The sequence below is a fragment of the Proteiniborus sp. genome, from assembly GCF_040308045.1.
Classification (GTDB): domain Bacteria; phylum Bacillota; class Clostridia; order Tissierellales; family Proteiniboraceae; genus Proteiniborus.
On the sequence record NZ_JAWRHZ010000022.1, the window covers coordinates 1 to 13446 of the forward strand.

The 13446-nt window shown below is 30.4% G+C and carries 12 protein-coding genes, 1 tRNA gene and 1 pseudogene; all 14 read left to right on the plus strand.

Going from position 1 to position 13446, the window contains the following annotated elements; all coding sequences use genetic code 11:
* Nucleotides 1-64 precede the first annotated feature (64 nt).
* The 14 genes and pseudogenes from ABV008_RS03300 to ABV008_RS03365 all read left to right on the plus strand — a co-directional run bounded on the left by ABV008_RS03300 (nt 65) and on the right by ABV008_RS03365 (nt 13445).
* A tRNA-Phe gene (locus ABV008_RS03300) sits at nt 65-140 on the plus strand.
* Nucleotides 141-394: 254 nt separating this feature from the next.
* Nucleotides 395-610: pseudogene (gene pstB, locus ABV008_RS03305) on the plus strand (phosphate ABC transporter ATP-binding protein); the annotation flags it as partial.
* Nucleotides 611-639: 29 nt separating this feature from the next.
* Complete coding sequence (locus ABV008_RS03310; RefSeq protein ID WP_502929739.1) at nt 640-747, plus strand: PhoU domain-containing protein; 108 nt, start codon at nt 640-642, stop codon at nt 745-747.
* Complete coding sequence (locus ABV008_RS03315) at nt 747-1415, plus strand: response regulator (protein ID WP_352418392.1); 669 nt, start codon at nt 747-749, stop codon at nt 1413-1415. The genes ABV008_RS03310 and ABV008_RS03315 overlap by 1 nt, the downstream gene beginning before the upstream one ends.
* A 1-nt stretch (nt 1416) precedes the next feature.
* Nucleotides 1417-3087, plus strand: coding sequence for an ATP-binding protein (locus ABV008_RS03320; RefSeq protein WP_352418393.1), 1671 nt, complete (start codon nt 1417-1419; stop codon nt 3085-3087).
* Between the two features lie 190 nt (nt 3088-3277).
* On the plus strand, nt 3278-4303 hold the full coding sequence (locus ABV008_RS03325; RefSeq protein ID WP_352418394.1) for a ribonuclease H-like domain-containing protein: 1026 nt from the start codon (nt 3278-3280) through the stop codon (nt 4301-4303).
* Nucleotides 4304-4385: 82 nt separating this feature from the next.
* Nucleotides 4386-6554, plus strand: coding sequence for an N-6 DNA methylase family protein (locus ABV008_RS03330; protein ID WP_352418395.1), 2169 nt, complete (start codon nt 4386-4388; stop codon nt 6552-6554).
* Nucleotides 6555-6642: 88 nt separating this feature from the next.
* On the plus strand, nt 6643-8088 hold the full coding sequence (locus ABV008_RS03335; RefSeq protein WP_352418396.1) for an S-layer homology domain-containing protein: 1446 nt from the start codon (nt 6643-6645) through the stop codon (nt 8086-8088).
* Nucleotides 8089-8246: 158 nt separating this feature from the next.
* Nucleotides 8247-9245, plus strand: coding sequence for an acyl-CoA dehydratase activase-related protein (locus ABV008_RS03340; protein WP_352418397.1), 999 nt, complete (start codon nt 8247-8249; stop codon nt 9243-9245).
* On the plus strand, nt 9217-10326 hold the full coding sequence (locus ABV008_RS03345; RefSeq protein ID WP_352418398.1) for an acyl-CoA dehydratase activase-related protein: 1110 nt from the start codon (nt 9217-9219) through the stop codon (nt 10324-10326). Before ABV008_RS03340 ends, ABV008_RS03345 begins: the two co-directional genes overlap by 29 nt.
* On the plus strand, nt 10301-11281 hold the full coding sequence (locus ABV008_RS03350) for an acyl-CoA dehydratase activase (protein WP_352418399.1): 981 nt from the start codon (nt 10301-10303) through the stop codon (nt 11279-11281). Before ABV008_RS03345 ends, ABV008_RS03350 begins: the two co-directional genes overlap by 26 nt.
* Before the next feature lie 101 nt (nt 11282-11382).
* Entirely contained in the window at nt 11383-11859 is a 477-nt protein-coding gene (locus ABV008_RS03355) for a nucleoside recognition domain-containing protein (RefSeq protein WP_352418400.1), read from the plus strand.
* 16 nt (nt 11860-11875) lie between these two features.
* Nucleotides 11876-12334, plus strand: a complete 459-nt coding sequence (locus ABV008_RS03360; RefSeq protein ID WP_352418401.1) for a nucleoside recognition domain-containing protein — start codon at nt 11876-11878, stop codon at nt 12332-12334.
* Nucleotides 12335-12401: 67 nt separating this feature from the next.
* The gene (locus ABV008_RS03365; RefSeq protein WP_352418402.1) at nt 12402-13445 is read left to right on the plus strand and encodes an HD-GYP domain-containing protein; all 1044 of its coding nucleotides are present in this window, start codon (nt 12402-12404) and stop codon (nt 13443-13445) included.
* The last annotated feature ends 1 nt before the right edge of the window (nt 13446 follow it).

Genomic DNA, 13446 nt, shown 5'->3' on the forward strand with positions numbered 1-13446 from the left:
TTAGAGCGTCCGGCTCATAACCGGCAGGTCCGGGGTTCGAGTCCCTGAAGGCCCACCATCATATGCCCAGATAGCTCAGTAGGTAGAGCAGGGGACTGAAAATCCCCGTGTCGGTGGTTCGATTCCGCCTCTGGGCACCAAAAAAGTTTAAGTGAGGAAATTTTTCCTCACTTAAACTTTTTTTGACTACTTCTTGGTTTTCTTGCTTACTTGCTTTTCAACTCGTTAATTATAACATTACAATTCCAATTACTTTTTGTTATATGTAATTGCTAAAGAATGTTCATTAGATTTCTATTCCCTTATTTATTAGTATATACTTTAATACTGTTTTATAAAAATTTTACTTACATTTTACATAGTCTTATCTCTTATTTTACTTTAACAATTTATAATAACATTGAATAGAATAGAAGACCTTGTACTTGAACTGAAAAAGAACTATACTATTATTATGGTTACGCATAATATGCAACAAGCCTCTAGAATATCAGTTAAAACTGCTTTCTTTCTACTTGGAGAGATAATTGAATATGGCGTTACAGAGGATTTGTTCTCTATGCCAAAGGATAAACGCACCGAAAGCTATATTACAGGGAAGTTTGGTTAATTAACTATGCGTAATAGATTTGATAAAGAATTAGAATTGCTAAATACTTTGAACGTATTGGTGATCATGTAGTAAGCATTGCAGAATGGGTTGCTTTTTCTATAACAGGAAAACATAAAAACGAAAGGATATTATAATGATTTATATTGTAGAGGACGATAAAAACATTCGAGAATTAGAAAGCTATGCGTTACAAAATAGTGGGTATTCTGTTAAGTCTTTCGAAGGTAGCAAGGAATTTTATTCAGCTTGTAAAGAGCAATTACCGGACTTAGTATTATTAGATATTATGCTACCTGATGAAGATGGACTAAGTATACTGAAAAATTTGCGGGAACAGGAAAAAACGAAGAATATACCTATTATTATGGTAACAGCCAAAACTACAGAGCTTGATAAGGTAAAGGGATTGGACTCAGGCGCAGATGATTATATTTCAAAACCATTTGGAGTCATGGAACTAATTTCTCGAGTAAAAGCTGTGTTACGGCGAACTAATCAATTAGATAATAATAAAGTTTTACATTTTGAGGATATTTTACTCGATGATGAGAGGCATCGTGTGACTGTAGGGGGAAAAGACTGTGAGCTAACCTTTAAAGAGTTTGAACTGCTCAAATACTTGCTTCATAATCAAGGGATTGTTTTGTCAAGGGAAAAAATAATGGATCAAGTATGGGGGTTTGACTTTGAAGGAGAAAGCAGAACTGTGGATATGCATATTAAAACCCTTCGACAAAAGCTGGGAGTCGGGGGAAAGGCAATTAAAACCGTACGTAATGTCGGATATAAAATAGGAGATTGAAATGAGAAGAAGAATTAACTTCCATTTATATTTTATTGGTGGAATATCTATTATTCTTACTACTATATTTACTATGCTTATATATTATGGTCTTTTTGAACAGCAAGTTAAGAACGATTTAAGACTTTATGGACAATTGCTTGGACAAAATTATGTTCTTTCTAATTATGATATTGATTTTGACCAAATTAGAGCAAATGGAATACGCTTTACTCTTGTTAATTCTGATGGTAAAGTTATTTCTGATAGTGATGCCAATGCTGACTTAATGGATAACCATAGTAATCGTCCAGAAATTAGAGAAGCAGTTGAATCTGGCAAGGGTGAAGCAGTGCGTTATTCAAATACATTGGAAAATGATACTTTTTATTATGCTATACGATTAGAAGATGGAAACATTCTACGTGTTTCAAAACAGACACAGAGCATTTTGACTTTGTTTTTAGGTGTATTACCCCTTGTTATTGGACTTGCAGCAATAGTATTTATTTTATGCCTCATAATTTCTAATAATTTGACCGAGCGTATTATTTACCCTATTAAACAAATGGCAAGAAATATGAATTCGTTGGAGGACAATATAATCTATGACGAATTGGCTCCATTTGCTAAAACTATAAAAAAACAAAATAATCGTATTCTTAAACAGATGGAGCATTTAGAGCAGGAAAGAAATAAAATACAAATGATAATGGAGAATATGTCTGAAGGATTTTTACTTTTAAGTAATGATAAAAGTATATTAACAGTTAATCATAGTGCAGTTCAATTGCTTTCAGCAAAGGGAAAAGATTTTATAAATAGAAACATTTTATATCTGACTCGAAACGAACAACTAAATAAATGTATTGACTATGCAATTATAGGGGAAAGTAAGACAATTGAAATATTAGTTGATGGTAAATACCTTCAAATATTTGCTAATCCAGTATACAATAATAAAGATATTATTGGCGTCATGTGTTTCTTGTTAGATGTTACGGAGAAAAAAGAGACTGAAAAAATACGAAGAGAATTTACAGCTAATGTATCACACGAATTAAAAACCCCTTTGACTTCTATCTCTGGATATGCAGAGCTAATTGAAAATGGCATAGCAAAGCAAGAAGACATCAAGGATTTTGCTGCAAAAATACACAACGATGCTAATCGTCTAATATTGCTCATTAATGATATCATTAAATTATCTGAGCTAGACGAACCTAGTAAAGGTATGGTATTTGAACAAGTAGATTTACTAGGGATTGCAAAAGAATGCGTAGATTCACTTTTAGTGCCTGCACGCAAAAAAGGAGTTTCTATGGAATTAATAGGGGAGCAAAGTAATGTACTTGCTAACAGAGGAATGATAGAAGAGCTTATATATAATCTATGTGATAATGCTATTCGTTATAATAAGCCTAATGGGAGCGTAACTGTAACAGTAAGGACTCAAGACAAACATACATTATTATCAGTTGAAGACACTGGCATTGGAATCCCAGAGGAACATCATAGTCGCATTTTTGAAAGATTCTATCGTGTGGATAAGAGTCGCCTAAAAGCTACAGGTGGTACAGGTCTAGGATTATCTATAGTTAAACATATTGTGCAACAACATAATGCAAGTCTAGAGATAAAAAGCACCGTTAACATTGGCACAAAAATTACAATTAAATTTATTCAAGTATAATTATTATCTTTTAGCATAGGAAAATACTGCTCAATTAACGACTTACGTAATTGAACAGTATTTTGCTTTTTTAAATGCCATAAATATGGTACTACATCTTCATAGTATTCACTTCCTTTGTTTGATATAATTTATTAATATACTAAATGTTATGAATAAGTATATTTTTTCTTTTGAAAGGGAGATAAGCATGGAAATTATTAAGCATACTTTAGATGAACAAATAATTATACCAGATATTCTAAAAAATCGTATATTAAATAAGAAAATATGTTTTATGGATATTGAAACAACAGGATTTAGTAGAAAGTACAATTATATTATTTTAATTGGAATTTTATATATCAATAATTCTAAAACCGAAATTATACAATTTTTCTCAGCAAATGAAAAAGACGAAAAAATACTATTATATGAGTTTAAAAATTTTATATCTGATTTTGAGTTTTTAATCACTTTTAATGGTGAGGCATTTGACATTCCGTTTATTAATTCTAGGCTTAGCCATCATCATATAGACTATCAATTAGACAAAAGCCAAGGAATAGATATACTAAAAGTTATTAGAAGCAAGAAAAGTTTATTAGGATTAAAAAAATGTAACCTTAAAAGTATAGAAAAGTTCTTAGGTATAGCAAGAGAAGATACTATAAATGGAAAAGAAAGTATTGACATGTATTATGAATATATTAAAACCAAAAACAATAGTATTAAGGACACTATTTTGAAGCATAACTACGAAGATATATATAACTTGCCTAAAGTTATGAAAATCTTTGACATAATTGACGAAAAAAATAAAATTAATTTTAAAACTAGATATATTAATTATGATTTAGATATAGCTATTAACATTGAAAATATTGTATGCAATGGAAACATAATATTTATTGAAGGTTTTACCAATACTTTGAATTTATCAGATGAAATTCACTACGGAAATGCTCACATATTTAAGTGGTTTCCACAAAGCGGCAGGTTCCAGGTAAATTTTCAAGTAGAGAATGGAAAACTGTCAGATGGAAGTAAGTGTATATACTTTGACCTAAAAATATACGACACATTTATAAAGGAGATTAATAAGCTGAATTATAAATTACCAGATAATATAATAATACTCAATCACGACGGAAATATTGTAACTGATAATATTGTAGTATTGTTAGAGTATCTATGGCAAGCTCTCAGTAGTAATAAGCTACAGATGGAGTTGTAACTTCATAAGATTGTTAAGTAATATGATTTCAGAGGCCTGCTATAGAATAATTTTAAGATAGAACTTGAAGAGAGGGAAATAAGTGAGGATAGATAATAGCTATATTTTGAGCCTGAAGAATATTGCCAATGATGCTTTAGAAAAAATAGAGAAAGAGCAAATTGACAGATATATTAATGGAGTTAAGAGTATTTTATTTTTTATAGGCAGATCAGTATTAAGTATTAAGTATTTGAAAGAAAATAAGAAAATCAATTCTGAAAATCTAAATGTAGAGGAAGTTGATAAAAATTATTCAATGTTACTAACTAAAATTCTCGGGGAAGAAGAGAAGATATATGAAGACAATGAATTGTTAAATGAAGATCTTAAGAATGATATTTTTTTAGTCCTAAAAGAAATTAGCAAAGATGAATTAGCTAACTTTTCATTAGGAAAATTGTTTGAAACTTTTATTACTAATAAACAAAGAAAGCTACTAGGACAAGTTTATACACCTGATTATATAGTAAAATATATGATTTCTTTAGGAATTTCCAATGAAGAAATAATTAAAAATCCTTACTTCAGTGTTGTTGATCCAGCTTGTGGTGGAGGATATTTCTTGTTAGAAGCTTATGACAGAATTAAAGAAATATTTGAAGAAAATTATTTTCTAATAGTACAACATAACCCAGAAATAGAGAAAGAGATGAGGAAAGGGATTCCTTTATTCATACTAAAAAACAACATTTTTGGATTTGACATTGATCCTTTTGCAGTTTTTATGACAAAAATTTCACTAATTCTTAAAGGAGATATAGGGGACTATCTTGAGACTAATATATATAATAGAGATGTTTTAATTGAAGAAAATAGTGATTTAATAGAATATGGCGAAGAGAAAGGTATAGAGGATAGGGCTATAGGTAGATATGATTTAGTAATTGGTAATCCTCCTTATATTGGCCATAAAAGTATTGATAAAGATTATAGAAAAAGACTTCAATATATATATTACGATGTTTATTCAGATAAGGCTGATATTTCATATTGTTTCTTCAAAAAAGGCTATGAGCTTCTAAAAGATAATGGTAAGTTAATTTTTATAACTTCAAGATATTTTCTTGAGGCCCCATCAGCTAAAGGTTTAAGAGAATTTATTGTGAATAAATATAAAATAGACAAGATAGTAGATTTTTATGGAAAAAATATATTCAAAGGAATAGGGATAAGTCCACTAATAATAGAGAGCATTAAGAATCTAGATAAAAAAGATAATATTTTGGTCTATAGGTATAGTAATAGCGACTCCACAAGAAACTTTACATTAGATCTTAGTAATGACTTTGAGAAATATTATGTTCTCCAAGAAGATTTAGAAGATAGTGGATGGCTATTACTGAAGGCAGGGGAAAGAAATCTGTTTTATAAAATCGATGCTCAAGGAGACTATATATTAGATGAGATTTGCCGATGTAACCAAGGGATAATAACAGGATGTGATAAGGCCTTTATTGTAGACAGTAATACTATTGAAGAAAAAAGTCTTGAAAAAAGTATTTGTAAGCCATGGGTGAAGAATAGCGAAGTAAGAAAATATAGAAATGCAGAAGGTAAGAGATTTGTACTATATACAGATTTAATTGAGAATCCAAATGAATATAGTAATACTATATCTCATATTACGCCTTTTAGGGATAAACTTGAGAATAGAAGAGAATGCTTAACAGGCACTAGAGAATGGTATAAGCTTCAATGGGGAAGAAATATAAATATTTTTACTCAGCCTAAGATATTATTTCCATTTAAAGCAATGTCTAATGAATTTACTATTGAATATAGAGAAGTGTGCTGTAGTGCTGATGTGTATATTTTAAGCCTAAGGGATGAATATAAGAAGAAAATATCACTTGAATATTTAGCTGCATTTTTGAACTCTTCTTTATTTGAATTTTATTTTAAATCAGTTGCAAAAAAATTAAGTGAAGGATTGTATGAATATTATCCCAATAAGTTAATGACTTTAAAAATTAAAATAGGAACAGATAGAAAATCAATTGAAAATAAAGTAAAAAAGATTACAGATTTATATACTGGCATTGAGAAAAGAAGTTCTGTAGACAGGAACAAAAAGTCAGAGAAAGACGTTAAATATATATTGAAAGAAATTGATATAATAATCAGCGATATAAATAATTACTTTTATAGACTTTATAGGCTCGATATAAATGAAATTGAAACTATAGAAAGAACAATTGAAACCAAATAACCAATACATACTTAGTCTATTTAGCTTAAGTTAGTTAGAGAGCAGATTCTCAACATAATTGTTTAAATTATCTTTAGGGGGGATTTTATTGAAATTAAGAAAAATAATTATAGCAACATTCTTATGCTTCATATTGTTTTTTAGCTCAAATATGACATATGCAAGAATTTATTTTTATGACGTTTTTGGCCATTGGGCAGAGGAATCAATAATGTGGGGAGCAAATACTGTAAAGTTGTTGAATGGATATGATGATGGTTCCTTTGTTCCAGATGGCGATATTAGTAGATCTGAATATGTATCTTTACTTTATAGAACAGCTGAAAAGCAGGAAATGATTAAGGACACTGATAAAAAAAGTGGTACAAGCAATCAGAAACTCGAATCCGAGGATATAGGCTATTTGGATTTGGAATATGGACATTGGGCATATGACCACATTTCTAAGGTTATATCATTTACTGATAATAAAAGTTATGATATAAAGTTTAAAGACATATTCCCTGGAGATTATTTTTTTCCTAATAAAAAAATAACTAGAGAAGAAGCAGCTGCTTTGACTTTCTTTTTTTCATCTTCACCAATTGATTCAGAAAATATAACATTTGGTGACATTGATAATAATTATAATTATTATAGTCAAATCATGTCATTGGCTAGAAATAAAATAATAACTGGGAATCCAGATGGAACATTTAGTCCATTAAATAATATTACTAGAGCTGAGGCTGTAACTATTATTAAAAGACTATATAAGGATATGGAATATGAGAAAAAGTCATATCTTGAAGATATAAAACTTGTTGGAGACAATAATACTACTACTACTAAGTATCCGTTATTTGGGAGCTATAATGCTAATAGTAAACTTAATACTAATGATTTACTTTATAAAAGAGCTATTGACACATTAGAATATAAATCCTTAGTTGGTATTATACCATTTGAAGAACAACATTTATATGATTCAGATCCTATGAAAACTATAGAGGAATTAAAGGCTAAGAAGTACAGTAACATTATTGGTTTGAATTATTATTTAATAAAGAATGATAGTAGTACCTATAGTAATAAAGCTCAGCTTGTAGATGAAATTTTTGCTTCATATGCAAATGGTGCTGAAGTTAGTGATGATGAACTTCAGCTAATATTAAATGAATTTTCTGATCTAGCAGAAAATATAGATATTATGTTAAAAGCCCTAGAACGTTGGGAGAGCACTGCATCAAGCGAAGAGGTCAGGAATAATGCTATATTTATGAAATCTAAGGCTTATTTGATAGATGGAAAAGCTAATGAGGCAATTAAACTTTATGAAGGTATGAATAGTTTAAATGCAAAAATTCGTGTTATGCAATTAATGAACCAAAGCCATATACTTATTACTCTAAATGAATATGATTCTGCTGAAAAAATTCTCAGGGAAGGTTGGGGCCAAGTAAAAAAGTTAAATGACTATATAAATTATAGTAGAATATATGATGAACAGTTTATTGGTGCTATAAAAAAAGTGCTTAGTTTAAAGCAAAATTAATAAATACTTATTATAAAAAAGCAAAGAAAATCCTTGTATATAAACAGGGATTTTTTTTGTGCAAAAATTAATAAAAACACATTTATTGTATTTTGCAAAGAAGGTTATAAAAAAAAGATATTTAGACCATAATATACTAGTGAGATTGGAGGGATTATATGTCTTTCAAGGTTGGAATTCCACAAAGCCTATTTTTCTATGATTATTATCCTCTATGGAAGGAATTCTTTAATGAATTAGGAGCTGAAGTAGTTGTATCTTCTAAGACAAATAAATCAATATTAAATGATGGTGTATCTAGCTGTGTAGATGAGGCTTGTCTTCCAGTAAAAGTATATCATGGGCATGTGATGGAATTAAAAAACAAGGTAGATTACTTATTCATACCTAAAATAATAAGCATTCATAAAAGAGAATATGGATGTCCAAAATATCTAGGCCTACCTGAAATGGTTAAGAATTCAGTAAAAGATCTTCCAGTATGTATTGATGCAAATGTTAATCTATTTAAGTCAAATCTAGGCTTATTTGAAGCGATAAAGGAAACAGGTAAGTATTTTACTCCAAGCTTTTCTAAAATAATGAAAGCTTATAATATTGCTTCTAACCATTACCAAAAATATAGGAAACTCATAAATAAAGGAGTAATACCAATTGAAGCCTTAAAGATTTATAACAGTGATACTAAGCTAATAAGATCAATCGACGATAATAGTCCTATGTTTATGTTGGTAGGTCATCCTTATAATCTGTATGATGAGTATATAAATATGAATCTCATTAAAAAGATTCGGAATAATGGCATAAGAGTTATAACTCCAGAAATGGTAGATGATTATAAAGTAGACTACTATTCTTCAAAAATACCTAAAAGAATATTTTGGAGTTTCGGGAAAAGAATTATTGGGTCATCATTTTATTTACTTGATGGAAAAAAGATTGACGGAATAATATATGTCTCTTCCTTTGGGTGCGGTGTTGACTCAATATTAATTGATTTTGTCCAGAGAAAAGCTAGAGATGAAGGTATTCCTTTTACATTATTAACAATAGATGAGCATACTGGAGAAGCTGGAATAAATACTAGAATAGAAGCATTTATGGATATGATAAGACGGAGGAAAAAAAATGAAAATAACATTCCCACATATGGGTAATACATATATTGCTGCAAAAGGATTACTTGAAGATTTAGGAAATGAGGTAGTCTTAGCTCCTAGATGTAGCAAGAGGACTCTAGAGCTAGGAACTAAATATTCACCAGAATCAATTTGTTTGCCTTTAAAAATAAACATTGGAAATTATATTGAAAGTATTGAAAAAGGCGCAGATACTATTATAATCACAGGCAGTTGTGGGCCTTGCAGATTTGGTTTTTATCCTATTATGGAGCAGGCACTATTAAATGATTTAGGATATGATGTGAATATTATATCCCTTGACCCTCCTGACGGTAAACCAATGATCTTAATAAGGAGAATAATGGAGGCAATGAACACATCAAATCTTTATAAAATAATAAGAAGTGGTAGGAAGGCGTTTAAAATAATATGTGATGCTGATGAATTAACTGATTTGGCTAACAAAAAACGACCAATAGCAGTAAATAGCTTCCAAGTTGATATGATAATGGAGGAGTTTTATAAAGATATAGAATACACACATGGAGTACAAGAAATCTTACTACTTATTGAAAAAACTAAAACAAGGCTTAATGAAGTGGAAATAGATCCTGAAAAAAAACCAATTAGAATTGGCATAATAGGCGAAATTTATACAATCATTGAGCCATTTGTAAATTTAGACATAGAAAAAAAACTTGGACATCTTGGTGCAGAAATAGAAAAGGCATTGACGCCAAGCAATTGGGCAAGGCATTATATTTTTTCCTTCCCATTTGGTTCGAAGGAAGAGAAAAACAAATGGAAGGCTGCTAGACCATATTTAAGCACTTTGGTAGGTGGGCATGGAAGAGAAACCATAGGTAGTGCAGTTCAATATGCCCAAGAAGGCTTTGATGGACTAGTACAGATATTTCCGCTAACGTGTATGCCTGAGATAGTAGCAGAGAGTATTCTCCCTGCCATTCAAAGAGATTATAATATACCTATACTTACTTTAGTAGTAGATGAGATGACAGGTGAGGCTGGATATCTTACTAGACTGGAAGCATTCGTAGACCTTTTAAAGAGAAGAAGGGAGGACAAAAATAATGAAAGAATATTATTTAGGAGTTGATGTGGGGTCTGTAAGTACAAATATTATTTTGATAGATGAAAATGACAATATTATCTTAAAGAAATATGTACGAACACAAGGTAAGCCCATAGAAATCTTGCAAAATGGACTAGGGGAAATAAAAGATGAACTAGGAGAACTGCCAATAAATGGAGTAGGAGCTACTGGTAGTGGGAGGTACTTGGCTAATATGATATTAGGAGCGGATGTAGTAAAAAATGAAATAACCTCTCATGCTGTGGCTTCAACAAAATATGTTCCAAATGTAAGGACAATTTTAGAGATAGGTGGACAGGATTCAAAGATAATATTACTTCGAGATGGCATAGTAACAGATTTTGCAATGAATACAGTTTGTGCTGCAGGCACGGGCTCATTTTTAGACAGGCAAGCTGGAAGACTTGGTATTGAAATAGAAGAGTTTGGGAATCTAGCGCTTAAGTCTAAGAATCCAGTTAGAATAGCTGGTAGATGTGCCGTCTTTGCAGAATCAGACATGATTCACAAACAACAATTGGGTCATAACCAAGAAGATATAGTAAAAGGTCTCTGTGAAGCATTAGTTAGGAACTATTTAAATAATGTAGGGAAGGGAAAAGAAATTGTTCCCACAGTTATGATTCAGGGTGGAGTAGCTGCTAATGCAGGAATTAAAAAAGCCTTCGAGGATGTTCTTAACACGAAGGTCATAGTACCTAAAAATTTTGATGTTATGGGGGCAATTGGGGTAGCATTACTTGCTAAAGAAGAAATAAAACTCAAGAGAAAAACAAGCTTTAGAGGGCTAGGCATTTCTGATATACCTTATAAGGTTAAAGGCTTTGAATGTGGAGATTGTTCAAATATGTGCGAAGTAATAGAGATAGTTGCCAATAACTCAATAATAGCTAGATATGGAGACAAATGTGGAAAATGGACAGGACAACTTTCAGCTACAAACAAAAACTTAGCTTAAAAACAGATACTTTTGTATCTGTTTTTTATATTAATGACTAAGCAAAGCTCTGTGTGCTATAATTATATCATTATGATTTTCATAGAGGAAGGGATAACATTATGAGTGAAAACTTTATTAAAGACGACTCTTTAAAGCTTAAAAATAGCAAAGAAAAATGGGATTTTAAACAATCCATTATCAATGGATTAAAAAGTGGCATAAATACTACATGGGTATTGGCTAAAATAATGGTACCAGTTTATTTAATTGTTACAATTGTAAAGCATACTTTTTTATTAGATGCAATATCGAATCTTTTTATGCCATTCATGAATATTGTAGGACTTCCAGGTGAAGCCGCAATTGTACTGGTATTAGGGAATATGGTAAATCTATATGCTGCTCTAGGTGCAATAGCAACTCTTACATTAACTTCAAAAGAAATAACCATTATAGCTGTTATGCTTTCATTTTCTCATAGTTTATTTATGGAAACTGCAGTAGCAAAGAAAACGGGGATAAATGTAGTAGTCATCTTGTTAATTAGACTATGTCTTTCAATTGTATCGGGATTACTTTTAAATATATTTTTATAATTCTGGAGGGAGAAACATGGATTTTGTTGAAATTGCTAAAGAAGGAGTTACAGGAAGTGTTAGTTCAGTTTTAAACATAGCAAAGATTGTTATTCCGTTAATGATAGTAATTCAAATATTAAAGGATTTGGATATACTAGGTAAGTTATCTCTTAGAATGAAGCCACTGGCTAGATTTTTAGGTATTTCAGAGGAATCCACTTTTCCTCTAATTATAGGACTAATTTTAGGTCTTGCCTATGGAGCTGGTGTAATAATAAATAGTGCTAAAGAAGGAAATTTGAATAAAAAGGACCTTTATCTCGTGGTTATTTTCTTGGTTGCTTGCCATTCTGTATTTGAAGATACACTGTTGTTTGTTGCAATTGGAGCAAATGGTTGGTTATTGCTAGGAACTAGAATTATAGTAGCGTTAGTATTAACCTCGCTGACTGCAAGATATATTGACAAAATACTGTCTAAAAGACATATATAGAAAAAGGAGGATTTTTTCGGTATTTATAGAATATAATATTATAATTAGCCGAAAAGGGGAGAAGATTATGTCGCTTTTAAGCATCGATGAGGTAAAGGTTGGGATGGTACTTAATAAGGACATTGAAAGTGGGAAAACAGGGGCAATACTGCTTACAAGTGGTACAGTATTAAACAAAAATAATATTTTTATTTTAAGAAATTTAGGGATAAAATATATCGACATATTCGAAAATATAAATAGCGAAAATGATTATCTGATTGTTAATAATGATATATTTTTAGAAAAATATGAAAGATTTGCTGATAGAACGAGATTGATTTTTAACAATGCAAGGTTTGGTAAGAAGTTAGTAGTAAGTGAAATTGGTGAGATTGTAAATGAAATGGTAGAAGAAATAGTTAAAAGCAATAATATCTTAGCTAGATTAAGACAAATAGAAGAAGATAATGACTACACCTTTCAACATTCTCTTGATGTAAGTATGTTAGCAACTATGATTGGGAAATGGTTAGGATATTCAAAAGTTGAACTTAAACAAATATCTTTAGCGGGATTATTCCATGATATTGGTAAAGTTAAAATTTCAGATAATATTATGTATAAGCCTGGAAGGCTTACTGAAAGTGAATTCGAATTAGTAAAGAAACACACTATTTTTGGATATAACTTATTAAATGAAACTATTGGTATAAGTAAAAATGTAGCTCTTGGTGCACTACAACATCATGAAAGAGAAGATGGAAGTGGATATCCACTAGGAGTAAAATCTAAGAATATTCATGAATATGCAAAAATAGTAGCTGTTTGTGATATATTTGATGCTATGACAACAGAAAGAGTATATAAGAAGAAACAATCGCCTTTTTTAGTAGCAGAGCACATTATAAGCAATAGCTTTGGAATCTTAGATGCTAGAATTGCATCGGTGTTTACTAATAATATATCTAATTTTTATGTAGGAAATGTTGTAAAGCTTAATTGTGGGGATATTGGTGAGATTATTTACATTCATAAAGAAATGCCTACAAGACCATTAGTAAAGGTTGAAGACAAATTCATTGATTTGTTAATAGAAAAGGACTACTATATATTAGAGGTAATCAATTGAT

Excerpts from the sequence above, each read along its gene's own strand:
- ABV008_RS03315 (WP_352418392.1), top strand. The coding sequence starts at position 747 with ATGATTTATATTGTAGAGGACGATAAAAACATTCGAGAATTAGAAAGC.
- ABV008_RS03320 (WP_352418393.1), top strand. The coding sequence starts at position 1,417 with ATGAGAAGAAGAATTAACTTCCATTTATATTTTATTGGTGGAATATCT.
- ABV008_RS03325 (WP_352418394.1), top strand. The coding sequence starts at position 3,278 with ATGGAAATTATTAAGCATACTTTAGATGAACAAATAATTATACCAGAT.
- ABV008_RS03340 (WP_352418397.1), top strand. The coding sequence starts at position 8,247 with ATGTCTTTCAAGGTTGGAATTCCACAAAGCCTATTTTTCTATGATTAT.
- ABV008_RS03345 (WP_352418398.1), top strand. The coding sequence starts at position 9,217 with ATGAAAATAACATTCCCACATATGGGTAATACATATATTGCTGCAAAA.
- ABV008_RS03350 (WP_352418399.1), top strand. The coding sequence starts at position 10,301 with ATGAAAGAATATTATTTAGGAGTTGATGTGGGGTCTGTAAGTACAAAT.
- ABV008_RS03355 (WP_352418400.1), top strand. The coding sequence starts at position 11,383 with ATGAGTGAAAACTTTATTAAAGACGACTCTTTAAAGCTTAAAAATAGC.
- ABV008_RS03360 (WP_352418401.1), top strand. The coding sequence starts at position 11,876 with ATGGATTTTGTTGAAATTGCTAAAGAAGGAGTTACAGGAAGTGTTAGT.
- ABV008_RS03365 (WP_352418402.1), top strand. The coding sequence starts at position 12,402 with ATGTCGCTTTTAAGCATCGATGAGGTAAAGGTTGGGATGGTACTTAAT.